This is a genomic window from Mucilaginibacter gynuensis (assembly GCF_039541195.1).
Classification (GTDB): Bacteria; Bacteroidota; Bacteroidia; order Sphingobacteriales; family Sphingobacteriaceae; genus Mucilaginibacter; species Mucilaginibacter gynuensis.
The window spans coordinates 23,962-47,820 of record NZ_BAABFT010000016.1 but is presented as its reverse complement, the minus strand read 5'-3'; the positions used below and the strand labels follow the sequence as shown (position 1 = coordinate 47,820).

Annotated in this window: 18 protein-coding genes; 6 read left to right on the top strand and 12 right to left on the bottom strand. The window is 44.1% G+C overall.

Features of this window, described 5'->3' with window-relative positions; all coding sequences use genetic code 11:
• Positions 1-9: 9 nt before the first annotated feature.
• The 3 genes from ABD894_RS22535 to ABD894_RS22525 all read right to left on the bottom strand — a co-directional run bounded on the left by ABD894_RS22535 (position 10) and on the right by ABD894_RS22525 (position 5,995).
• Positions 10-780 carry a GLPGLI family protein gene (locus tag ABD894_RS22535; RefSeq protein ID WP_345213345.1) on the bottom strand — a complete coding sequence of 257 codons (771 nt, stop codon included), beginning with the start codon at positions 778-780 and terminating at the stop codon, positions 10-12.
• Positions 777-3,515 (bottom strand): TonB-dependent receptor, encoded by a 2,739-nt coding sequence (locus ABD894_RS22530; RefSeq protein ID WP_345213344.1) that lies wholly within the window; start codon positions 3,513-3,515, stop codon positions 777-779. Before ABD894_RS22530 ends, ABD894_RS22535 begins: the two co-directional genes overlap by 4 nt.
• A 113-nt stretch (positions 3,516-3,628) precedes the next feature.
• Positions 3,629-5,995 (bottom strand): ABC transporter permease, encoded by a 2,367-nt coding sequence (locus ABD894_RS22525; protein ID WP_345213343.1) that lies wholly within the window; start codon positions 5,993-5,995, stop codon positions 3,629-3,631.
• A 249-nt stretch (positions 5,996-6,244) separates the two neighbouring features.
• Between ABD894_RS22525 and ABD894_RS22520 the strand changes: the two genes are divergently transcribed.
• Positions 6,245-6,724, top strand: a complete 480-nt coding sequence (locus tag ABD894_RS22520) for a cupin domain-containing protein (protein WP_345213342.1) — start codon at positions 6,245-6,247, stop codon at positions 6,722-6,724.
• A gap of 122 nt (positions 6,725-6,846) precedes the next feature.
• Here ABD894_RS22520 and ABD894_RS22515 read toward each other — a convergent pair whose 3' ends face one another.
• A complete protein-coding gene (locus ABD894_RS22515) occupies positions 6,847-8,067 on the bottom strand; it encodes a glycoside hydrolase family 76 protein (RefSeq protein ID WP_345213341.1) in 1,221 nt (406 codons plus the stop codon).
• Between the two features lie 361 nt (positions 8,068-8,428).
• Between ABD894_RS22515 and ABD894_RS22510 the strand changes: the two genes are divergently transcribed.
• Complete coding sequence (locus ABD894_RS22510) at positions 8,429-9,337, top strand: glycerophosphodiester phosphodiesterase family protein (RefSeq protein WP_345213340.1); 909 nt, start codon at positions 8,429-8,431, stop codon at positions 9,335-9,337.
• A 7-nt stretch (positions 9,338-9,344) separates the two neighbouring features.
• Here ABD894_RS22510 and ABD894_RS22505 read toward each other — a convergent pair whose 3' ends face one another.
• Complete coding sequence (locus tag ABD894_RS22505) at positions 9,345-10,301, bottom strand: ROK family protein (protein WP_345213339.1); 957 nt, start codon at positions 10,299-10,301, stop codon at positions 9,345-9,347.
• 138 nt (positions 10,302-10,439) lie between these two features.
• Positions 10,440-11,264, bottom strand: coding sequence for a tRNA pseudouridine synthase A (locus ABD894_RS22500; RefSeq protein ID WP_345213338.1), 825 nt, complete (start codon positions 11,262-11,264; stop codon positions 10,440-10,442).
• 456 nt (positions 11,265-11,720) lie between these two features.
• Here ABD894_RS22500 and ABD894_RS22495 point away from each other — a divergent pair, with 456 nt between their 5' ends.
• Both ABD894_RS22495 and ABD894_RS22490 read left to right on the top strand, forming a co-directional pair.
• The gene (locus ABD894_RS22495; RefSeq protein ID WP_345213337.1) at positions 11,721-12,194 is read left to right on the top strand and encodes a ribonuclease H-like YkuK family protein; all 474 of its coding nucleotides are present in this window, start codon (positions 11,721-11,723) and stop codon (positions 12,192-12,194) included.
• Positions 12,195-12,242: 48 nt separating this feature from the next.
• Positions 12,243-12,719 (top strand): SRPBCC family protein, encoded by a 477-nt coding sequence (locus tag ABD894_RS22490; protein WP_345213336.1) that lies wholly within the window; start codon positions 12,243-12,245, stop codon positions 12,717-12,719.
• An 8-nt stretch (positions 12,720-12,727) separates the two neighbouring features.
• On the opposite strand, the gene ABD894_RS22485 is transcribed toward ABD894_RS22490, so the two are convergent.
• Positions 12,728-13,957 (bottom strand): acyltransferase family protein, encoded by a 1,230-nt coding sequence (locus ABD894_RS22485; protein ID WP_345213335.1) that lies wholly within the window; start codon positions 13,955-13,957, stop codon positions 12,728-12,730.
• 101 nt (positions 13,958-14,058) lie between these two features.
• Between ABD894_RS22485 and ABD894_RS22480 the strand changes: the two genes are divergently transcribed.
• Positions 14,059-14,580 (top strand): hypothetical protein, encoded by a 522-nt coding sequence (locus ABD894_RS22480; protein ID WP_345213334.1) that lies wholly within the window; start codon positions 14,059-14,061, stop codon positions 14,578-14,580.
• Between the two features lie 3 nt (positions 14,581-14,583).
• Here the strand turns inward: ABD894_RS22480 and mnmL are convergent, their stop codons facing one another.
• On the bottom strand, positions 14,584-15,534 hold the full coding sequence (mnmL, locus tag ABD894_RS22475; RefSeq protein WP_345213333.1) for a tRNA modification radical SAM protein MnmL/YtqA: 951 nt from the start codon (positions 15,532-15,534) through the stop codon (positions 14,584-14,586).
• A gap of 347 nt (positions 15,535-15,881) precedes the next feature.
• Here mnmL and ABD894_RS22470 point away from each other — a divergent pair, with 347 nt between their 5' ends.
• Positions 15,882-17,276, top strand: coding sequence for a glycoside hydrolase family 76 protein (locus tag ABD894_RS22470; protein ID WP_345213332.1), 1,395 nt, complete (start codon positions 15,882-15,884; stop codon positions 17,274-17,276).
• 73 nt (positions 17,277-17,349) lie between these two features.
• Here the strand turns inward: ABD894_RS22470 and ABD894_RS22465 are convergent, their stop codons facing one another.
• The 4 genes from ABD894_RS22465 to metH form a co-directional block, all read right to left on the bottom strand.
• On the bottom strand, positions 17,350-18,603 hold the full coding sequence (locus ABD894_RS22465) for a hypothetical protein (RefSeq protein WP_345213331.1): 1,254 nt from the start codon (positions 18,601-18,603) through the stop codon (positions 17,350-17,352).
• 30 nt (positions 18,604-18,633) lie between these two features.
• Positions 18,634-19,590 carry a methylenetetrahydrofolate reductase [NAD(P)H] gene (gene metF / locus ABD894_RS22460; RefSeq protein WP_345213330.1) on the bottom strand — a complete coding sequence of 319 codons (957 nt, stop codon included), beginning with the start codon at positions 19,588-19,590 and terminating at the stop codon, positions 18,634-18,636.
• Between the two features lie 55 nt (positions 19,591-19,645).
• Entirely contained in the window at positions 19,646-20,029 is a 384-nt protein-coding gene (locus tag ABD894_RS22455; protein ID WP_345213329.1) for a four helix bundle protein, read from the bottom strand.
• 73 nt (positions 20,030-20,102) lie between these two features.
• Positions 20,103-23,777: a methionine synthase gene (gene metH, locus ABD894_RS22450; protein WP_345213328.1), complete on the bottom strand. Its 3,675-nt coding sequence runs from the start codon at positions 23,775-23,777 to the stop codon at positions 20,103-20,105.
• Positions 23,778-23,859 lie beyond the last annotated feature (82 nt).

The following is a 23,859-nucleotide window of genomic DNA, read 5'->3' as shown; positions in this document are numbered from 1 at the left end:
TAACAGTGTTTACAACAGCAACCCTTTTAATTGAACAATAGCATAATCGCCGCTATTGCTTATTGCCTTCATAATTTCCTCGTACAATTGCTTGTTGTTTACGGCCTTGCCTTTGGTGGGCGGTACGAGGGTTTTATTTTCGATTGCTTTTTCGGTTACTTTGGTAGCAAACCAGGTAACGTTTTCGTGCGGAACGGCAACGCCCAGTATCATACCCGGCAAACCGTTGAACGATTCGGGACCTCCGGATATATGGATCTCATCGGTATAAAAGGCAACCACATAAATAGAATCGAGCACCAGCGCGTTTGCCCGGCGACAATTGTACCCTGCAATTACCCGTGTTTCGTCGGTTATTTTCCACTTAATAGTACGCAGACTATCCTTTACCAGGTAAGTGCGCTCGTAAAAATCTTTTTGTATAACTGACGTTCTTTTAGTAAGATCAGAAAACACGATATTCAATTGGTTCGCCATTGGCGAATCATACCAGTAATATACCCAGGTATCCGCAGGCAACGGGTTGTACAGGGTAGTATTATTGCCAAAAGTCAGGGTACTCTTCAACTTCCTGAACTGGGGCTGGGTTCTTAAATACTCTTCGTAATAAGGTTTCACATCCATGGTGCTTTTGGTTACCTTCTTTTTAACCAGCGCGAACATGTTGGCGGTACGTTCAAATTCAATAACACCGCTTGTTATAAAGTGCTTGTTTTGAGCAGGCGATACCTCTGCTTTAAACATAAACATGCAAATAAAAATATAGACTATATATTTCATGGTTGTGGTACGGGTTGTAATGATTTACCGAATTTGCTAAAATCCCACGTTACCGAAAACAGGAAGTAGCGCCTTATGGTGGTGTTGCGTTCTTCGGTAAAGTTATCGGCATTGCCATTGCGGCTGTAACCTGTATTTTGGTTGAGCAGGTCGTTCCCCATTATCGAGATCTTCAGGCTTTCATCCTTCAAAAAAGTTTTGCCAATGGTAGAGTTGATCAGGTAACGACTGAAATCGCGGTCGAATACCTTGTTTTTAGCAGTATAGCTATACCGGGCATCGCTGTTTACAAAAAAGCCATGCGGCAGCTTAAAACTAAATCCGGCATTGGTAAGAAAACCGCGGCTGTTATTATTGATCTGCTGTAATGAGCTGGAGTTGACCACATAATTCAACCCGAAATCAAAAAAGTATGAATAGTTGGTCTTGTTCTTCCAAATGTTGATCTGCGGTGTATAGGTGACAGATTTTGATGTATTTAACTGGTTGTTAACATAATTGAACTGCGTGTTACCGTTAACCGACATATTGATGCTCACAATAAAATCGAGCTTCGGGAAGTGGCCATATACCTCGCTATATATGTTCCAACTGGTGGGCTTTTTATCAATATTTACATATTGCAGCGTATTTACCCCGGCCGAATCGGTTGTGCGGTTATACACAATGGCATTATAGGTGTTACCATACGAACCGTTCAAGTTGATCCCCCTATCGAGTGTTGGCTGATAAAGCCGGTAATTAGCAGAGAAGCGGTTAGAGAATGATGATTTTAAAGCCGGATTACCAATGGTGATATTTAGGGGATCGGAGTTTTGCCTTAAAGGCTGTAGTTGATTAAATGATGGCTGGCCGCTAAAACCATAATAATTAAAATTGATGGATGCCGCCTTACTTAACTGATGGCTGAAGTAAGCATTCGGAGACCAATTGACAAACTTACGGCTCAGTACTGTATCGGCAAACAGATCAGCCTGTTTTGAGTTAACCCTTGCTACATTAGTACCTATGCTGAAATAAGTACCGGTACCCGAGTAAGACATGCCTACACTATAACCGCCGGATTGGTTAGTAACTCTCAAGTCGTTACTGAAAAGTGAATCAAGTGCATCGTACCGGTTTGCTGCCGATTTGTTGAATGATAACTGGCTGTTATGGCTAACGTTACTGCTTACATTGTAGCCTGCCGATACAGTAATCTTTTTTGAAAGCGGTTCACCATAGGATACGCCCGCTCCGTAATCGTTGCTTTTAAAGGTGCCGGGCTTGTGTTGATCTATAAGGCTTGTACTATCTAACGTACCTTGCTCATTATAATATTTGAGTGTTGTATTGAGGTTGTTGTTATTGTTGCCTTTGCTGGCTGCTCCATAAGCATTTAAGGAGATGTAACGGCCTTTCTTTTTCAGGCGTTTCGTATAATAAACGGAACCGGATAACGAGTTATGGTCATAGTCGCCAAAGGTGGCGTTATCACTTGTGTTTTGCAAAACGCCATTGCCACGCAGGGTGGTTGTGTTGCTTTTACCATCGCTTTTACCATTAGTATTGTAAGCGCCAAAGCGGGTGTTAATGTCGGAGGTTGAATCTATTTGCGAGTTAAAGGTTCCCGATAACGATTGATTAAAACTATACCTGTGAAATGTATTGTTGCGGTTACTGGTATTAAAATTGCCCGGCAAATTATTTTGGGTAAAGGAACTGCCCTCGCCATCAACATTAAACGAGCCTATTTTATAACTGGTGTTGATAGATTGCTTGTCTTTATTCCATTTGTTACTGTAAAAAGCGCCCGCATTCCGCGACAGCGGTAAGCCCACGCCATCATAGCTCCCGTTACCGTTATTATAATCACCACCGCCATATTTGTTATTATCATCGCCGTTTAAACCTACCTTACCGGTGTTGCTAAAACTACCAAAAGCCGCGATCTTTTCTTTAGTGGTGAACTTATTCACCATTAGCTGTCCTGTATTGTATTTGCCGGTGCCATAATCCCCCTCGGCTTTGCCAAAAACACCTTTCCTTTTATCCTCGGTGAGCTGTATGTTAATGGTTTTTATTTTTACACCATCGTCTATACCTTTCAGCTTGGCCTCTTCGCTTTTTTGGTCGTATACCTGAACTTTGCTTACCATATCGGCCCGCAGGTTTCTGGTAACCAGCAGCGGGTCGTCGCCAAAAAATTCTTCACCATCTACCAATACTTTATCTATGGCCTGCCCCTGAAAGGTGATCTTCCCCCGCTGATCTATCTTCATGCCCTGCAATTGTTTCAGCAGGTCTTCTACCTTGGCATTCTTTTGTGTGATGTAGGCGGCGGCGTTAAATTCAGTGGTATCGCCCTTTATTTTAATGGCTACGGCCCTCGCCTTAATGATCACCTCGTTCAATAGTTTTGAGCGTAATATCATGCCTATATTGTTAAAATCCTTCAGCGGATGATCGGGATCCAGCGTAAAAGTCTCTACAAAGTCGGCATAGTCGGGATAGGTAACCATGAGCATGTATTTGCCCGGTTGCAGTTTGTCGATGTTAAATGCGCCCTTGTCGGTATAGCTATACTTTAAAAGGATGGAATCTTTGGCGTTAAGCACGCAAACGGTGGCTTTATCCAGCGAGATATTTGATGAGGTATCGGCAACCAGCCCCTTAACACCATAATTGGTTTGGGCAAAGGCAGTGGCAGAACATATTAAGCAATAGATAATAATTATTGCGCGTTTAGGCGTCATAAGGAGGTTTATTCGGGCAATATATAACTAAAAAACCAGTTTGAAAAACGATTTTGCACTATTAGTAAATAATTATTACCGTGGAAGATGTAGCTATGATCAGCCACGTAATATTACTCGCTTCGCAAATTATTAACCGGGTTTGCCCACGCGGCTTTTATGGCCTGCCAGCTTACCGCCGCGAGGCAGATGACTATACTCGCCGCCATGGTGACTAAAAAGATCCACAGCTCAAAGTTGGTATGGAAGGTGTATTGCGTTAGCCAGCGGTTAATATTATACCAGCTAATAGCCGAACCTATCACGAAAGCGATAATAACCAGTTTGATAAACTCCTGCGAGAGTTTGAGCCACAAATTTGCCGTGCTTGCCCCTAATACTTTGCGGATGCTGATCTCCTTGCGGCGTTGCTCGGCCGAGAAGGAGGCCAGGCCAAACAATCCCAGTGCCGAAATGATGATGGCTAAAACGGTAAACAATACCGACATGGTGCCCAGCAATTTTTCGCTCCTGAACTTGGAAGCAAAGCTTTCGTCGGTAAATTTATACTCGAACGGGAAGGACGGGTTGTACTTGCCATACAAGGTTTTTAATACCGAAAGATTTTTAGCGACAGATACATCCGGATTTAACCTCAACCCGATATTGCCCGCCCAGCCGGGTACAAAGCCTATGATGGCAGGCTTTACCGGTTCGTAAGGCGAAGCCCAAACAAAGTTTTTTACCACACCAACAACCGTCCGCTTAGCGTCCATCCATTTTATAGTTTGCCCTATGGGATCTTTAAAGCGCATCAGTTTTACCGCGGCCTCGTTAAGTATTACGGCTGTTGAATCGGCAGGCCTGTCGGTAGCAAAATCGCGGCCTTGCAGTAAGGTAAGCTGATAGGTATCGATGAAATGATACGTGACCGCAAAACAATCAATCGGAATTTTTTCTTCGCCGGGCAACTGACCGGGCCATGTATTTTGCCAGGTGGCGTTAGTAACTGTGGTTATAGGCTCGGAGATTAACGCGCCTTCGGTAATTGCCCCGGCGTTGAGGGCATCCTGCCTGAAGCTCTCAAATTTTTCGAACATACTGCCATCAGCAGGTAATTCAATTAACCCATTGCGGTTATAACCCACCGGGCGATCTTTTATATAATTGATCTGCTTGTAAATGAAAATGCTCGACAAAATAAGGCATACCGCGAAGGTGAACTGCAATACCACCAGTACCTGCCGGGGTTTAGCCGCAGTATTGGTATTTAATAACTGACCTTTTAACACGCTCACGGGGTTAAATGCCGATAGTAACAAGGCCGGGTAGCTCCCCGCCGCCAAGCCTGTAAATAGCGTAACCGCCAAAATGGTAAGCCATACCCATACATTTTTAAACGGTACGGTGATATGGATATTTACATAATTGGTAAAGGCAGGCAACAGCAGGGCAACCAGTATCAACGCCAATACAAAAGCCAGCAGGGTCATCAATAATGATTCGCCCATGAACTGCCTGATGAGCGCGGCCCTGCGGGCACCCATTGCCTTGCGGATGCCTACCTCACGGGCACGCCTGCCCGAATGCGCGGTTGACAGGTTGATGAAATTGATACAGGCAATAACCAGTATGCCGATGGCCAATATTAAAAACAGGCGCACATATTCGATATTGCCGCCCGCTTGAACGCCGTTCTTAAAGTCGCCATAGAGGTGCAGCTGTGTAAATGGATACATAAACAGCTTTACGTCCTTATCCGCAGCGAAGTGTTCGCCTATAAGATTTTTTATACGGGCATTAACCGCGCTAACCGACGCGCCCGGTTTTAGCAGCACATAAGTAAAGTACGAATAGTAACCCCAGGTTTCATCTTTTAGCCATGGTTGCTGGGCCATAAAAGCGTTCCAGGGGATGAGCGCCTTAAAGGTAAAGCTTGAATTAGCTGGGTTGTCCTTAATTACCCCGCTCACCTTAAGCGGAAAGCGCACGTCAAACTGAACGATTTTATCTACCGGGTTTACATTGCCAAACAGTGCCTTCGCGGCAGATTCGGTGAGTACAATGGTTGATTGATCTGTAAGCGCGGTGGCTTTATTACCATATATAAAATCAAAATCGAAAATATGCAGCAGTGCCGGGTCTACAGCTACGGTATTAAACTTGAGGCCTTTGTCGGCATATTTTATCAGTACGTCCTTGGCTTCGTTAATGCGGGCCACGCGTTCAACTTCGGGGAAATCCTGCGTTAAGGTACCTGCAAGCCGCTGTGGAGTTAAGGGCTTGGTTTTTATTTCGCCATTGCCGGGTTGGTTTTTAAATACCTGGTAAATACGGTCGGCCTTGTTGTGGAATTTATCAAAACTAAACTCATTGTACACATACAACAGCAGCATAAAACTTACCGCCATACCAATGGCCAGTCCGCCTATGTTAATGAACGACGATACCTTGTTTTTGGCCAGGTTGCGCCAGGCTATCTTTAAGTAGTTTTTGATCATGCTGTGTGTAGGTTGGTTGCTTTGTGCGGATTTTACGCCGGCATTATAATTATGCCCTAAGTTATTTAATATACCGATAGTGATGAGGCATTTAACTTATTTTAACACAGTAGCTTCCGCTTGAATGTTGCAGGAAGGATTCTAAGAGGTTTGTTTTATTGATTGAAAGCGGCATTTATAATTAAATGCTTACCTGCTTGTAGCATATGCTTTACCGGCTACGTCATCAATATAAATAACCAAAAGAATATGAGTATCACAATTTCAGAAACCAGTGTAACAGCGCCGGTAGCTTACAGAAGCTACCATGGCGGATTTTTCAGCGTATTAATTTCGCCCGAACAAACGGCGGGAGCCATGGGTATTATCGATATACGATTACCTAAAGGTTCCGAACCACCGCCGCACATCCATTTACATGAAGACGAAACCTTTTACCTGATAGATGGCGAAGTAAGCTTTGAAATAGGCAACGAAACCATCATCGCCAAACATGGCGAAGCCGTATTCGCGCCGCGCGGCATCGCTCACCGTTTTACACTTAATACCGCCGAAGCCCGCATGCTTACCATGGTTACTCCCGGTAAGTTTGTTGATTATTTTATGGAGTTCAGCACGCCGGTACAAGGCGAACCGCAGGTAACCGCGCCGCAAGGCTCACCGCCTACTGAAGCCATAGCCTACATGGCGCAGGTACTGGATGAAAAGTATGGAGTAAAATTCGCGTAAGAAATTTCGTGGGGATAATCAAAGCAGCTTTACTTAACAGTTAAACAAACAAAACCCCGCCCTAAATATTAAGGCGGGGCTTCGTTTTCATTAAAAGCTATTGAGCAAGTAATATTTAGCTTTTAATGATACCAGTAAACGTTATTCATCATAGAAACACCTGTGGTAGTTTCAAACGAGTTAAGGGTAGTGTTATCGGGGGTACGGGTACCCCATTTGCCCCACATTACTCCACTGTTGTTACGTACCGACCATGCTTTTTCGGCATTGGCATCCAGCCAGGCTCCGTAAGTGCTTACCAACGATGCCGACTGCACGTAAATACATGCCCAGCGTGCAAATATGGCTTTCATCCCCTCGGTGTCGCCGGTATCGTATTCGTCGGGCAGTATGCCCGCCGCGTTACACATATTGTTTTTGGTATAGTTCATTACATTATTGGCCATGGTAGCATAACCTACTGCCGGGTATTCATTCCGCAGTAAATCGCAGGCACCTATAAAAGTGCCTTGCGTGTAGGTACGTGCACCTTCGGTAATTACATCGGCAGCGTTAACGGCACCCTTTACCTCACCCGATGAGGTGTAGAACTTACCAACCATCCAATCCATAATTTGCTTGGCCTTGGTTTTATACGCGGCATCGCCGGTAGCGGCGTAAAGCTTCATGGCACATATTACCGCCGGGGCATTTACACAGGCATTTTTTGATTGCTTGTCGGTTTTCCACCACAGGCCGCCGCCCAATTGGGTATCCCAGGCCCGGTTCCACACAATAGCGAAGTTATTTTTAGCCATATCCAGCATACCGCCATCATTGGTAATGGCATAGGCTCTTACACACATGAGCGCCCCCCAAATAATATCGTCGTTAAACTCATTACTTTCCCAGGTAAGGCCCCAGTTATCGCGCATGCCATTATACAGGTACGCGATCTTGTTTTGAAGATCGGTACCTGGATTAATATAATAAGCGTCGATCAGCATTTCAATGGCTTCGGCCTGTGTCCAAAAGTCCATGCGCGAGGTATGGTTCTGGTCTTTCCAGTAATAAGCTTTGAACGATGGACCGTAGCTGCCATACTGATTGTAAAAATTGTTGTTGTACACCTGTATGGCCACCAAAGCTTCGGCACGGGTAGGCAGGGCTTCGGTACGCAATTTTCTGCCGGATGATATGGCATCGGCGGTGGCGGCATCCGTCTTAATGTCTTTTTTACAACCCGCTGCAAAGGCGCAACAAGCTAATACAACTATGGTTAGGATATGCCTGCCATGCTGTAATAATAATGAGTAATTAGAAACTGCACGTGTGTAGTGCAAATTGGTTGAGTTGTTTTTCATAATCTGGTTAATTACAATTGAATTTTTATAGTGGTTTACTTGCTCGCTTTAAAAAAACGTGTTGTATACAAAAACACACGCGGCCGCTACAACGGCTTGTCGCCATTACAGGACAATAATTGACGATCGGCCTAAATCGGTTTAGTTAATCAGGGTGAAAAACACATCAAAAACAGCCTGCAGCAATTTGTATTGCAGATAATCACCTTTCAGGAAGCAGATGTATTAAATAGTTTAATTGGTTTATAATCAACTATGCGCAAACCGTGTGCCTAAAACGATAAAGTAGCTTAGCGTATCAGCATTGTTAACATAGCGCACACAATAATTTACTAATTTGGGCAGGCAAATATCCCTCCAAATGAACAACATATTTAAAGGCTTATTACTGATAGCACTGGTGTTTACCGGCACAAATGGTTTTTCGCAGACCGGCAAAATCGACAAGCTGATCAAACAACTACATAACCCTACACACAAGCACATTATGGTAGCCGCGCATCGTGGCGACTGGCGCAATGCTCCCGAAAATTCTTTACAGGCTTATCAGAATGCTATTGATATGGGCGTTGATATTATTGAGGTAGATTTAGGCATGACCAAAGACAGCGTGATCATTATTATGCACGATGGCGGTATTGACCGTACAACAGATGGGCGTGGCAGTCCGGCTAATTATACCCTGGCCGAAATAAAGAAATTTCACCTGCGTAATGGACTGGGCATACTCACCACTCATACCATCCCCACCCTTAAAGAAGTAATGTTACTGGCGAAAAACAAAGTGCTGGTGAACCTCGATAAAAGTTACCCATACTATCAGCAAGCCTATAAAGTATTGCAGGAAACCAATACGCTGAAACAAGCCATATTTAAATCGGACGCGAAGTATGAAGACCTTAAAGCGAAATACCCAACGCTGTTTGATAAAATAACATATATGCCGGTAGTAAACATTGATAACGCCGAAGCGCAAAAGACTATCAACAGCTATCAGCAAAATTTAAAACCCGTAGCTTTCGAACTCATCTTCGGGCGGGATACTTCGGGCATCCTCAGTAAGAATACGATCAATGCCAAAGGCTCAAAAATATGGATCAACTCGTTATGGGCAAGCCTGAACGGAGGCCATTACGACGACATGGCCGTTGAGCAGCACAACACCCGCGACAGTTGGGACTGGCTGATTGCCCACGGCGCCAACATCCTCCAAACCGATCGGCCAAAAGAAATGATCAGGTATTTAAAAGAGCGGAAGTTAAGGGATTAATCTTACGTCAATCCCAAACCAAAGTGCTGGCACCCAGTATCGCCGCGTCAGCTTCTTTGAGTTTGCTTAACAGCAGTTTTACCTGGCCTTTGTAAACAGTGAGCACATTTTTTTCGAGCGCTTTTTTTGCAGGCTCCATCAGCATGCTGCAAGCGTGGGTTACCCCGCCAAAAAGTACGATGGCTTCCGGCGAAGAGAACATGGTAAAGTTGGCTAATGCTTCGCCTAAAACCTGCCCGGTAAATTCGTATACCCGTTTGGCTACTCTATCACCTTTCATGGCGCAATCGAATACTATTTTGGAATTGATCTCGTCGTCTTTATACTGCTGAAGCAGGGTTGGTTTTTTGGCCCGGTTACGCATCTCTATTGCCGTAAGGCGTATGCCCGTTGCCGAGCAGTATGCTTCTACCGTTCCGCGTAACCCGGTAGACCAATGCAGCCTCCCGTTATGACGAATGGTGGTGTGCCCCAATTCGCCGGCATTACCATTGTGCCCGTATATTAAACCGCCGTTAACAATAATGCCGCTGCCCACACCGGTACCCAGGGTGATCATAATGAAATCTTTCATGCCCTTGGCCGCTCCGAATTTGAGTTCGCCTAAAGCAGCAGCTTTGGCATCGTTATTCAGCACACAAGGAATCCCGAATTTTTCAGACATCAGCTTGGCTATCGGCACTATGCCTTTCCATTTCAGATTGGGCGCATGTTCAATAGAGCCGTTAAAATGATTGCCATTGGGCGCGCCGATACCGATGCCTTTAATAGTGGCCTCTTTACCATGCTCGGTTATCATGGGCGACAAGCGCTCATATAACCCATCAACAAATGATTCGATAGTGGGGAAAAGCGTTGTTTTAACTTCTCCCTGCTGCAAAATTTCTCCTTGCTGGTTTACAATGCCGTATTTTGTATTGGTACCACCTACATCGATACCTACGGCCAGGCTTGTCTTTTTCATATAATATGTAAAATAAGCAATATCCCTTCAAAATGTTTATAGCTTATTGTAACTGCAAGATCATCTTTAAATTAAAGCGGAATTAAACAGAGCGCTTACAAAAGCAAAAAGCCTTAAAATAGAATGCCGTTTAAGCTACTATCGCCATTCTCCCGCCCCTGCAAGCATTTGGCTGAAGTTGCTGCGAGGCCGAATATCAAGATACGGATAGGTGATTTTGCTGAGATATAGCCCTTGCGGGTAAGCCGGTTTAATATTTTGCGGTAATTGCGGATCAATGAGGTGCGATTCGAACTCGTCGATACTTAAGCGGCCTGTGCCTATATCTATTAGTTTGCCTGTTATTATGCGCACCATTTTCCCTAAAAAGCGGTTGGCTGCTATGTGAAAGCGCAACTTATCGCCGGTGCTATCTACAAAAATACCGGCATCGCTCACATTACAAATGGTATGGGTATTGCGGTTGGGCATTTTACAGAAAGCGTGGTAGTCGTTATATTTTAACAGCAGGTTCGCTGCTCGCTGCATTAACGCTATGTCCCAGCTTTTAACTATGTATAATGAGCTGAAATTGCTCAAAAAAGGATCTTTATAGGTGTGGATAAAGTAATCGTACGCCCTTTCGGTAGCATCAAACCGGGCGTGTTGCTGGCCATCCATCGGTATAATATCAAAAACGGCTATGTCATCAGGCAACAAATGGTTTAACCGGAACAGCAGGTCGAAATCCCACGCTTCATCCACATCCATATGAAAAAAGAACTGGCTTGCATGCACCTGCGCGTCGGTACGGCCGCAGCCAACAATCCACATGGGCTTTTTAAATACCTGTGTCAAACAGTTTTCTAATACCTGCTGCACGCTTAACCCATCGGGATGCTTTTGCCAGCCGCTATAATTTGTACCGAGGTAACCTATATGAAAAAAGTAGCGCAAGTTGTTTTGATATGGTGAACGGGCCAAAAATAGGCATTATTAATTTCGCCAAGTATACCCGAATACATACTGCCTTTTGGCTGAGCAAATATCGTAACACATTAAAATTCAATTAAAATACCCGGATTCAGGTATTGCGGTATTAAAGCCGGCAAAGTAGCTTTACGTAAGGATTGAATCATAGTCAATACGGATTTCAACCTAAACCTTATCATATTGTAAAGCCGGCATCCGCACGGCCCTGTCAACCGTTTTCACAAAAACGTAAATCGCCACAGCCACCCGCCCCTCGAACCTGCAACCCCGAACCTCGCACCCCACACAACCCTCAACCCGCAACTTACAACCCAACCCACAACCTGTTGATAATCACCAAAATGTTAACAAATAAATAATATGCGGGTGATGTATATATGAAATGTTATGGCTTATTTTTATAAACCTGTTATTCAAGGTCTTACTAAAATAACTTAACTCAATTTTATGACCTGGAGAAAATTCAGCGGCGAAGTTATCCAAACGCCCATTCTCGAAGAAGTTGAACATGCCATTGAACGTGAAGCCCTGCTCGGCAACAAACTAAAAGTATGTATCGGTACAGATTCGCAAGTAAAAGGCGCGGTGACTGATTTTGCCACCGTTATTGTTTTTTTACGCGAACAGCGTGGCGGATTCATGTTTATCCACCAGGAGCGTACCTCGCAAAAAATGAGCATTAAAGAACGTATGCTTAGCGAAGTGCAAAAATCTATCGACACGGCCTACAGCCTTTGCGACCTGCTTGACTTGTACGATGTAGACCTGGAGGTGCATGCCGACATTAACACTAACCCTATGTTTAAATCGAACCAGGCACTGCACGAGGCCATGGGTTATATTTTGAGCATGGGCTTTGTATTTAAGGCCAAGCCGGAGGCTTTTGCAAGCTCGTATTGCGCCAACAAAATTGTACAGTAAATAGTTAGTTAACGCTAAACTATTAAGCCCCCGTTACGTTAAATAAGCGTGAAAACTTATACACTAAAATGGGAGCAGGCCATACCTATCTCCCTTAACCAAGCCTGGGATTTCTTTTCGTCGCCAATTAACCTTGCCAAAATTACCCCGCAGGGCATGGGCTTTGTTATCACATCTGATTTTACAGTCGATACCAAAATGTATGAGGGCATGCTCATCAGCTACAAAATAGCCCCGCTGTTCGGTATAAAAATGAACTGGACCACGGAGATCACCCACATTAACCCCGATAAAGAATATTTTATTGACGAGCAGCGCTTTGGCCCCTACGCCATGTGGCACCACGAGCATCATTTTAAAGAAATCCCCGGTGGAATATACATGACGGACCGACTTACCTACGCAATTCCATACGGCGCCATAGGCACGTTAGCCAACAGCATACTGGTAAAAAAAGAAGTGAACAAGATCTTTTATTATCGCACCAAAGCCATTGAAGAATTATTTGGCCCGATGCCCGTGTAAGGGTGCGGCTATTTTATGAGCGCCGATCCGTTCTCCGGGTTATGCGGTTTGTTTTTGACGAGGAAGTTTGATTTGCGGATGTAATGGTTCAGGGGCTCTTCAATAGTTTTAAACAATATAACCGATACCAGGTTGAGCAGCACAAAGGCATAAAGTAAATTAACCGTGTCGTTTTCGAAAGGTGAAGGCCAGTTGATCCCCCATTTGTCGTACCATTCAAAAGCGAAATCATTGCCACGGTTAAACCAATTGTTCAGCAGGTTATACATCCAGCCCAAATGAATGAGATAAAATATGTAGGAACTTTTGCCCAACAGTTCAACCGTTTTATTGGCCAGTATATTTTTAAGCAGTGTGCCCTCGGTAAGTAAGCCGTAGAAAAACCAGGCTATACACCCCGGCAAAATATAATTGTTGATAAGTATACCCACGGGATGTTGCAAGCCCGCTGCCCAGCCTTTGGGGATAGGCAGCAATGCCATGATCAGCACGCAAACAAATAGTAGCGCGAAACCTAAATAGGTGTAGCTAATCTTATTGCTGCGCGTAAAATTATGCTTAAGCACATATATGGCCAGTTGAATGCCCACAAAAAACTCAAAGCACCTGCCTAAAAAGGTAAACAACATCATAAAAGTGAAGTTGCCCAAAAAGCCATACCAGTTAACATGCCTAAACATGGTTACCAACAACAGCCCGGTAAGGGTGATTACTATTGGCTGCAACCAAAACTTTTTATAACGCCGCGCTATTAAAAACGCGAACGGTGCCGAAAAGTAAAAACATTCCTCCACCGTTAACGACCATCCCTGCGCAATGCCGGTATTCCAAAAATTATAGAAAAAACCACGGACGAAGCTGATATTAAGCAGCAACATCACTACGGGGTTATAGCCTTTGGTAATGGATTCGTCTTTAGTAAAAGCATAATAAATAAACGCCCCTATAGTAAGCAGCGCGTACATGGGGTAGATACGGGCTACCCGGTTTTTGAGGTATTGCTTAAACCAGTGAGCCGTTAAATGAAAATTATTATAATACCTGAAGGTGATCAAAAAGCCCGACAGCACAAAGAAAATGGTTACCCCGATGTGGAACTCCCCGAAAAACCGCTGCGCAATAGGAGGCATATTGGTGCTAAATACATACGAATAGTGCGATATAAATACGAGGTAAGCCGCCAAAGCACGCACACCTGTAAGTGCCGGAATATAGTTTTGAGGTCGGGTTTGAAGCAAAATGGTATCTGAGTATTGTTTTATATAATCGCGGATGAAATAAGTATAAACACAATAGCAAGGTAAATATTATTAGCTTTATCTAACTAAACCCATTATCTATGAAATATGCAATCCTGTTAATACTGGTAGCCTGTTTTTCATCATGTATTAAATCCATAGATATGGATGCCAAAGAAGCAAAACAGTTTTTCGGGCAGCTGGATTACATTAAAGATCCCGCAAGACGTGGCAAGCCATTTTTGGTTGATAGTGTGGTTTATCGTGATGATCTGATCTTGGAAGCTGCAAAAATGGATGAGTTAAATAACGAAAATGATATTAACTATATTAAAGGTCAGATCGCTTCATCCCGCCCTGTAAAGTGGAATGTTGATTTATTTGATAGTTTAAGGATTGTTAAAAGCAGCTACATAGATTCTATTAGGCAACTCAAAAAATTTAAATATAACCTGATATATATCAAATTATCGAAACCTTATTATTCAAAAAACAAACAACGCTGCCTCATTTACATTAATCACTATTGTGGCAATTTATGTGCTTTTAGCGGTGTGGGGCTTTATAAAAAAATTAAAGGCAAATGGACATTCGTCCGATCTTATTTCGGCATAGTAAGTTAATAACTACATCAATGCCGAACCCTGAATGATCCCTCTATCGGCGATCTTTTTATCGATATAGTATTGTATTTCCGATTTCTTTAATTGCCAGTTAGGGGCAATCAGCAGTTCGCGGTCGCTGAGACCAAACAGCCTTTGCACTACCACATCGGGCCGTACAAGCGGCAGCAGTTCGCATAAAAATTCGGCATATTCATCTAAGCTGAACAGCTTGAATGGTTCGCGTTTGTATTTCACTCCCATTACTGAGCCTTCAACAATATGCAGGTGGTGAAACTTCACGAATTTTATTTGCTGGTGACGGTTTATCTCGTCGGCATAGCGCAGCATCATTTCCTTTGTTTCCCATGGGAAACCGAATATGGTATGCACACAAATGTCCAACTTGCTGTTCTCGGTAAGTTTAAGGGCATTAATAAGGTCTTCGTGGGTACAGCCGCGGTTGATCTGGTTAAGGGTTTCGTTATAGATGGATTCCATACCCATCTCCAGGTCCACATCAAAACGGTCGGTATAGCTTTCCAGCAGGGCTATCTTTTCAGCATCGATACAATCGGGACGGGTACCAATAGACAGGCCCACAATGTTTTCGGTGTTGATGCTTAAAGCCTCATCGTACATCATTTTAAGGTAATGTGCCGGGGCATAAGTATTGGTATTGGGCTGAAAGTAAATAATGAATTTATCGGCCTTATTACCCTTTATGGCACGCTCCATGCCCTGTATCACCTGCTCGCGCAACGAAGGCGCTTTGCGTGATACCGATGGCGTAAACGAATCAACATTGCAATAGGTACAACCGCCATAACCTTTTGAGCCATCACGGTTAGGGCATGTAAAACCACCATCCACAATAACCTTAAACACGCGCTGGCCTGCGTACTTCTCGCGCAGCCATGCACCGTAATTGTTATATCCCTTAATACCCTGATTTAATCCCGCTACTGCTTCCATATTCGTTTAGCCCATACCACTGATCTGTAGTGCTTTCGGCCCATTGCCGCAAAGATACGATTTCAAATTGAGTTGCAGGTTGTGTGTTGTAAGTTGTGGGGCTATACAAATTCCATATTCCTGTTCCTTCCATTATCAATCAAGTCTTACAACTTACAACCCGCAACTTACAACTTCACACAACTTACGACACACAACCTGCAACTCACTAATAAATCCTTTTGCATGTTTATTAAATTGTTTTAGCTTTGGTTTTGTAAACCAGGTTGTTCTGCTGCCGATGAGTGCCGAAACATTTGCGAACACCCGAGCCCATTGAAACCAATTTTACTAAATTATAACCTAACATGAACAGATTTACATCTATCACATTCATGCTGTGCGTAGCTGCGGCAACCCTCACACAATCGTGCAAAAAGAGCGATACCAAACCCGCCGATAACCCGGAGGTAGTAACGCCCGAAAAGACTAAACCAACGGCCAACTTTACCGCGCAAACTGTTACTGCCGATAAATTCGGAAAGACTTACTCGTTTAAAGGTATTGCTACCAACTACAAAACCGTTAAGTGGGATTTCGGTGACAGTAATACTTCTACCGAAATGAATGCCGAACATAAATACACGGCTTACGGCTCGTTCAAGGTTGTTTTTACTACTGCCGATGCTGATGGCAATATAGCCAAAAAAGAGGTTACCATTGCCGTAGCCGACCCAAGTAAATGGAATACATATGCCGAAAAGGGACAGGAAGCATTGGAGACATACTTTTATGATCCTACCGGTAAATACTACAAGACTACCCAAACTGATTTTGGCTTTAACTATTGGTGGAATGCGCACGCCCTTGGTGTAAAGGTGGATGCCTATAACCGCACTAACGATCCTAAATATCTTACGCAGATGAAAAACGTATTGCAGGGATCGTACAATAAGAACGGCAACAAATTCAAAAATGATTTTTATGATGATATGGAATGGTGGGCCATATCGTGCCTTCGCGCCTATGACGCCACTAAGGATATTACTTACAAAAATGCGGCTGTGGAGCTGTGGGGCTACATAAAAACCGGCTGGACTGATAAAAATCACGGTGGTATTATGTGGAACATCAACACACCCGATGGTAAAAACGCTTGTTCAAACGGGCCTGCCGCTATTATAGCTGCGCGCCTTTACCAGCTCGATAAAAATCCGGATGATTTGGCTTGGGCTAAAAAGATATATGAATGGGAAAAGCAATACTTAGTAGATGCTGCTACTGGTTTGGTATGGGATGCTTACGGCAATTATGACAATGGCTGGCGTTTCACTTATAACCAGGGTACTTACATTGGCGCTGCCGTTGAGTTATACGCTATTACCAAAGAAGCTAAATACCTGAACGATGCCAAGCAAACTACCAACTCGATATTAACCGACTCGTTCTTTAACTCGCAAGGGATATTGATAGGTAACGGTACGGGAGATGGTGGCTTGTTTAAAGGCATCCTTATCCGCTACATGGTACAACTGATTCTTAAAGGCGACCTCGATGCGGCTACTAAAACCACCTACAGTACCTACCTGGTAAAGAATGCCGAAAGCCTTGTTGCTACCGCTGTAAAAAGCCCGGAAAGATATTACGGACCAAACTGGCGCGAACAACCTAAAAACGACGAATACCATTCATCAGTAGCCTTGAGCGGCCTTATGCTTTTTGAAGGCGTACACGAACTATGGCGATTGGATATTGTTAAATAAAATACATCCATAAAAACAAAACGGGCAATTTAATTAGATAAGTTGCCCGTTTTGTTTTTATATAAATGGAGTGCTATTTTTTGTTAAACAAGTACTTCAGGTTTAAGCCGATCACTTCATTGCTTAAAGTAAAAAAGGTGTAACGGGTATATGTTGCCGATGGAGTATAACCTACCGATACATCAAACTTTTTATTAATAACAGCGCCTATCTGGAAAGGATAGCTAAGCCAAAAACTTTCGACATCATATGGCTTTGCCTGGTTCGTAATATTACTGTTTCCGGATACGATCTTATCATTACTAAAAAAAGAAAAAGTAAGCGCCGCGCCACCCTCGACATAAAGTTTAAGATCATCAGTATTATATAAGTTGAATATTAATTGCGGCGTAAAAGCAAAGTTGCCCTGGTTAAAAGAATATACAGCCCCTGATGTAGCACTTTGGGTTGATGTTATTTTTGAGCTAATATAGTTGAAGGATAATTCGCCCCTGAAAACAACTCGTTGTACCTGCGAATTGGCAAAGGCGTCATAACCTATGCTTATCTTGGGCGTATATGTTTTACCGCCATCGCCGCCATCAAACGGATTTTGGCCTTTGAAACGTGTTTTAGTATAGGTTAGCCCAAGGCCAACAAAAAAACGATTATTTGATGGCCTTACTACTTCAGTACCTTTCTGAGTGTTGCTCGTAGTACTGCTACTGTTGTTAATGATATTAATACTTTTTACTAAATCGCTTTCAACAAAATTGGAATTTTCTATCGTAGAACGATTCTTATTATTGTCATTATTGTACTTTTTATGAAGTAAAAGCAACTGTCCGACGTATAATTTGGTGACAACTGTGGTCACACTGCTATTGTTATAATAATAGTAATAAGCCAATTCTGTTACTACATCGCTTTTCTCCTGGTAAAAATAGCGGGTTTTAACATTGTCTGACTGTGCATATAATGTAACATTAGGCCCTGAAGCAACGCGTTTCATAAATATGGTAGCCTGGGTTTTAGTAGTATCCAGCCTTTTATCCATATTAGGGAACCCGTTACGATTATTACTGATACGGCCGGTATAGCTTACGTAAGTATCATAAGGTGTAATGTGGAAAAGGGATATATCTGCTGCCGAAAAACGCAGGGCATCTTTGTCGCTCTTTGAGTTTTTAAACTCAATAACTTCCGGACTGTGCGCCCACTCCCTTGCATTAATATAACCCTTTACAGTATCACCATTGGCTTTTACAACGTAGCCATCATGATAATTTGCCTGCGACAAGGCAAAAAGCGGTAAAAGCAATAATACCGCGCAATAAAAAATACGCATGTGATAAGAATTTATGTTGCCGCAAATATATTAAAATATAGCTTCGGCAATACGCTTTGTTGGCCCGGCGTTGCTCATGGTATAAAAGTGCAATACAGGTACGCCAAAAGCAACCAGCTCCTTACACTGGTTGATCATCCACTCTATACCTGCTTCGCGTACATCTTTTTCGCTGGTACAGGCTTGTATGGCATCGCTCAAATCTTCGGGCATATCGATATGGAAGGTTTTTGACAGGCTCACCAACTGTTTCGACGAGGTAATCGGCTTCAAACCCGGAATGATGGGAACATTGATGCCATTAGCCCGGCAGTTGTTCACAAACTCGATGTACTTTTTATTATCGAAGAACATTTGGGTTACAATAAACTGTGCGCCCATATCTACCTTTTGTTTGAGGTATTTAAAGTCGGTTTTAAGGTTTGGTGCCTCAAAGTGTTTTTCGGGGTAACCGGCCACTCCTATACAAAAATTAGTTTTTTGAATGTTATCGTAATTTTCGTGCAGGTAAACGCCATTGTTCATGTTCACTACTTGTTGTAGCAAGTCAGTAGCATAGCAATGACCGTTAGGATTAGGCACAAAGGCAGAATCACCACTGCGGGCATCACCGCGAAGCACCAGTACGTTCTCGATACCTAAAAACTCCAGGTCTATCAGCGCGTTCTCGGTTTCATCCTTAGTAAAGCCACCGCACAGCAAATGCGGAACGGTATCTACCTTGTACTTATTCATGATAGCCGCGCAAATGGCAATAGTTCCCGGACGTTTGCGGTAAGCCAGTTTCTCCAGCAAACCGCTGTTATGCTGCTTATAAATAAAATCTTCGCGCAGCGAGGTAACATCAATAAACGGCGGCTTAAACTCCATCAACGGATCAATAGCGTTATAAATACCCTGTATGCTCTGCCCCTTCAATGGCGGAATCAGTTCAAAAGAAAAAAGTGTTTTGCCGTTAGCGTTCTTTATGTGTTCGGTGATCTTCATTTGTGTATCAGTGGCGTGGTTTGGGGTTCGTGTGGCCTGTAAAAAACAATACTGGTTATGCTTCTAATTTAGATTTGAAATAATTGATCAGGCCAGCTAATAATTTTCTGACAATTCCAATTTGGTTTAATAACTTATTTAATACCTCTTCCTGTAAAAAACCAAGGTCGAAGGAAAGATAAAGCTGTGTTTCTAATTCATATATTGAACCTCTCGCAATATAAAAGAATTGCAGTGTATCCTTCCGGTGGTTACGGCCCGACCCTTCAGCAATATTTGATGGTATTGATACTACAGAACGGCGAATTTGAGATTGCAACCCGAACAATTCATCCTTCGGGAAGTTAACTAAGTTGAGATAAACCAACTTAACCAAAATCCGGGCTTCCTTCCATGCCTCTAAATCTGTATAAATCATATATTCTTTACCAATGCGCAAATTAAAACCGAATCACCCAAATCTCAAAACCCAACACTCAAACCACGAACCTGAAACCTCGAACCCAACCTGATTAATAGTTCAAATTCGGTCCCAGCCATTTTTCTACTTCTTCCAGTGGTAGGGCTTTGCGTTTGGCGTAGTCTTGTACCTGGTCTTTACTTATTTTGCCGAGGCCGAAATAGCGGGCCTGCGGGTGGGCGAAGTAAAAACCGCTTACCGATGCCGCCGGTGTCATGGCCAGGCTTTCGGTAAGGTGCATGTGGGCATTGTCTTCAGCTTTCAGCAGTTCAAATAGTGTCGTTTTCTCGGTATGATCCGGACAAGCAGGATAACCTGGTGCCGGGCGGATGCCCTGGTATTCTTCTTTGATCAATCCGTCGGTATCCAGTTGCTCATCTTTCGAGTAACCCCAGTAATCTTTACGTACCAGTTCGTGCATTTTTTCGGCAAAGGCCTCGGCCAGGCGATCGGCCAGGGCTTTGGCCATAATGCTGTTATAATCGTCGTGATCTTTTTCAAATTCGGCCACCAGCTCGTCGCAACCAATTCCGGTAGTAACGGCAAAGCCGCCCCAATAGTCGGTAACGCCGCTTTCTTTGGGCGCAATAAAATCCGACAGCGCATAATACGGATCATCCTTTACCTTTTCGCCTTGCTGGCGAAGGGTATGTATTTTGGTGATCACATGCTTGCGGGTTTCATCCGAGTAGATCTCGATATCATCGCCCACGCTGTTGGCCGGCCAAAAACCGATTACGCCATTAGCATGCAGCAATTTTTCTTTAACTATCTTTTTCAACAGCACCTGCGCGTCGTCAAATAGTTTTTGCGCTTCGGTGCCTACATATTTATCGTTAAATATCTTCGGGTAGCTGCCGCGTAACTCCCAGGTATGGAAGAAGGGGGTCCAGTCGATATACGGTACTAATTCTTCCAGCGGGAACGATTCAAATACCTTAGTACCCGTGAAGGTAGGTTTGTTCGGTATCGAGCCGTTAAGGTTGATCTGAAATTTCGCTTTACGGGCATCCTCAATACTCACAAAACGCTTGTCCGATTTTTTGTTGGCGTGCGCCTCCCGTGCTTTGGCGTATTCATCCTTAATGCCTTGTATATACGTATCACGACCATCGCGGTTCATCAGGTTACTGCAAACCGTTACGCTGCGCGATGCATCAAGCACGTGAATGGCTGCCCCTGAATAGTTAGGCGCCACCTTTACCGCGGCATGGATGCGTGAGGTAGTAGCCCCACCCAATATCAACGGAATGGTAAAGCCTTCGCGTTCCATTTCTTTGGCAAAATGTACCATTTCATCCAGCGATGGGGTAATTAAACCACTCAGGCCGATGATGTCCACATCCTGCTTTTTGGCTTCTTCAATAATGCGTTGCGCAGGCACCATCACCCCAAGGTCAATCACCTCGAAGTTGTTACAGGCCAGTACCACGCCTACTATATTCTTGCCAATATCGTGCACGTCACCTTTTACGGTGGCCATTAATACCTTACCGGCATTTTTGCGCTGATCGGCATTGGCATTGTTACGTTTTTCTTCTTCAATGAAGGGCAGCAGGTAAGCCACGGCTTTTTTCATTACACGGGCCGATTTTACCACCTGCGGCAAAAACATTTTGCCCGAACCGAACAGGTCGCCTACGATATTCATACCATCCATCAGCGGACCTTCAATTACCTCAAGCGGTTTATCGTATTTCTGACGAGCTTCTTCCACATCGGCATCAAGGTACTCAATGATGCCTTTTACCAGCGCGTGCGACAAGCGTTTTTCCACCGGGTCTTTACGCCATTCTTCATCACGAACAATCTCCTTACCTTTACTCTTAATGGTGTCGGCATATTCTACCAGTCGCTCGGTAGCATCCTGGCGGCGGTTAAGCAATACATCTTCTACCAGTATCAAAAGATCTTTCGGAATTTCTTCGTATACTTCAAGCATCCCCGCGTTTACAATGCCCATATCCAAACCGGCATTAATGGCATGGTACAGGAACGCCGAGTGCATAGCCTCTCTTACCACGTTATTACCGCGGAACGAGAACGAAATGTTACTCACCCCACCGCTTACTTTAGCGTAAGGCAGGTTTTGCTTTATCCAGCGGGTAGCTTCAATAAAATCTACCGCGTAGTTATTATGTTCTTCGAGGCCGGTGGCTACGGTAAGTATGTTTGGGTCGAAGATAATATCCTGCGGAGGGAAACCAACTTCGTTAACCAGTATATTATATGAGCGCTGGCAGATCTCTTTACGGCGTTCCAGCGAATCGGCCTGACCGGTTTCGTCAAATGCCATTACTACGGCAGCAGCGCCATAACTTTGTATCTTACGGGCGTACTCTATAAATTTTTCTTCGCCCTCTTTAAGGGATATGGAGTTAACGATGCCCTTGCCTTGCAGGCATTTCAACCCGGCTTCCAATACCGTCCACTTGGATGAATCTACCATGATAGGCAGTTTGGAAATATCCGGTTCGGATGCTACGAGGTTTAGGAATTTCACCATCACGGCTTCCGAATCAATCATCCCCTCATCCATGTTAATATCGATCACCTGCGCGCCGCCTTCTACCTGCTGACGGGCAACTGTTAGCGCGGCCTCGTAATCTTCGGCAAGTATCAGTTTGGAGAATTTTGGTGAACCGGTGATGTTGGTACGCTCGCCAACGTTAACAAAGTTGGTTTCGGGCGTAAGCGTAACTGCTTCCAGTCCGCTTAGGCGTAAAAAGGGTTTTATTTCGGGGATTTTGCGCGGAGGGAATTTTGCTGCTTTATCGGCAATACACTTGATATGCTCGGGCGTAGTGCCACAACACCCCCCCACAATATTTACTATGCCGGCTTTTATAAAATCGTCAACCTGGTGCGCGGTTTCGTGCGGGGTTTCATCATAGGCCCCAAACTCGTTTGGCAAGCCAGCGTTAGGGTAGGCCGATATGTATACCTCTGCTTTTTCAGACAGCTCTTCCAAATAAGGCCTCATTTCCCTGGCGCCCAAAGCACAGTTTAACCCTACCGACAGCAGGTTGGCGTGGCGGATAGAGTTCCAGAATGCCTCCACCGTTTGCCCCGAAAGGGTGCGGCCGGAAGCATCGGTAATAGTACCCGATATCATGATAGGCAAATGCTTGCCGCTTTCTTCGGCGTAGCGTTGTATGGCAAATAATGCCGCCTTGGCATTCAGGGTATCAAATATGGTTTCCACCAGTAGCAAATCCGATCCACCGTCTACCAGTCCGCGTACCTGCGCGTAATAAGCATCGGCCAGGTCATCAAATGATACCGCGCGGTAACCCGGGTCGTTCACATCCGGCGATATAGAAGCCGTACGGTTGGTTGGGCCAACGGCACCGGCAACAAAGCGCGGTTTTTCGGGTGTTTTTATATTATATTCGTCAACCACCTCACGGGCAATGCGGGCACCCTCATAGCTCAGCTCATAGTCGAGCTCTTCCATGTGGTAATCGGCCAATGAAATGCGTTGGGTACTGAAGGTATTGGTTTCGATGATATCTGCCCCGGCATCCAGGTATTCGGCATGAATAGCCTTAATTACATCCGGGCGGGTGATATTCAGCAAATCGTTATTGCCTTTTAAATCGGATATATGATCGCGGAAACGCTCACCACGAAAATCCTCCTCGGTGAGCTGGTACCGTTGTATCATGGTACCCATAGCCCCATCAATCACTAAAATGCGTTTCTGTAGTTCTTTTCTAATATCCATTTTGGTATCAAGTAGCGAGTATCAAGTAGCAAGACTTTATGAGCCCGCGTGATTAGCACAGTGTGATCAACAGTAAAAACTA

Bases quoted from the DNA above. Each gene is read 5' to 3' on its own strand.
- ABD894_RS22535 (WP_345213345.1), bottom strand. From the start codon at position 780: ATGAAATATATAGTCTATATTTTTATTTGCATGTTTATGTTTAAAGCA.
- ABD894_RS22530 (WP_345213344.1), bottom strand. From the start codon at position 3,515: ATGACGCCTAAACGCGCAATAATTATTATCTATTGCTTAATATGTTCT.
- ABD894_RS22525 (WP_345213343.1), bottom strand. From the start codon at position 5,995: ATGATCAAAAACTACTTAAAGATAGCCTGGCGCAACCTGGCCAAAAAC.
- ABD894_RS22520 (WP_345213342.1), top strand. From the start codon at position 6,245: ATGAGTATCACAATTTCAGAAACCAGTGTAACAGCGCCGGTAGCTTAC.
- ABD894_RS22515 (WP_345213341.1), bottom strand. From the start codon at position 8,067: ATGAAAAACAACTCAACCAATTTGCACTACACACGTGCAGTTTCTAAT.
- ABD894_RS22510 (WP_345213340.1), top strand. From the start codon at position 8,429: ATGAACAACATATTTAAAGGCTTATTACTGATAGCACTGGTGTTTACC.
- ABD894_RS22505 (WP_345213339.1), bottom strand. From the start codon at position 10,301: ATGAAAAAGACAAGCCTGGCCGTAGGTATCGATGTAGGTGGTACCAAT.
- ABD894_RS22495 (WP_345213337.1), top strand. From the start codon at position 11,721: ATGACCTGGAGAAAATTCAGCGGCGAAGTTATCCAAACGCCCATTCTC.
- ABD894_RS22480 (WP_345213334.1), top strand. From the start codon at position 14,059: ATGAAATATGCAATCCTGTTAATACTGGTAGCCTGTTTTTCATCATGT.
- mnmL (WP_345213333.1), bottom strand. From the start codon at position 15,534: ATGGAAGCAGTAGCGGGATTAAATCAGGGTATTAAGGGATATAACAAT.
- ABD894_RS22470 (WP_345213332.1), top strand. From the start codon at position 15,882: ATGAACAGATTTACATCTATCACATTCATGCTGTGCGTAGCTGCGGCA.
- ABD894_RS22465 (WP_345213331.1), bottom strand. From the start codon at position 18,603: ATGCGTATTTTTTATTGCGCGGTATTATTGCTTTTACCGCTTTTTGCC.
- metF (WP_345213330.1), bottom strand. From the start codon at position 19,590: ATGAAGATCACCGAACACATAAAGAACGCTAACGGCAAAACACTTTTT.
- metH (WP_345213328.1), bottom strand. From the start codon at position 23,777: ATGGATATTAGAAAAGAACTACAGAAACGCATTTTAGTGATTGATGGG.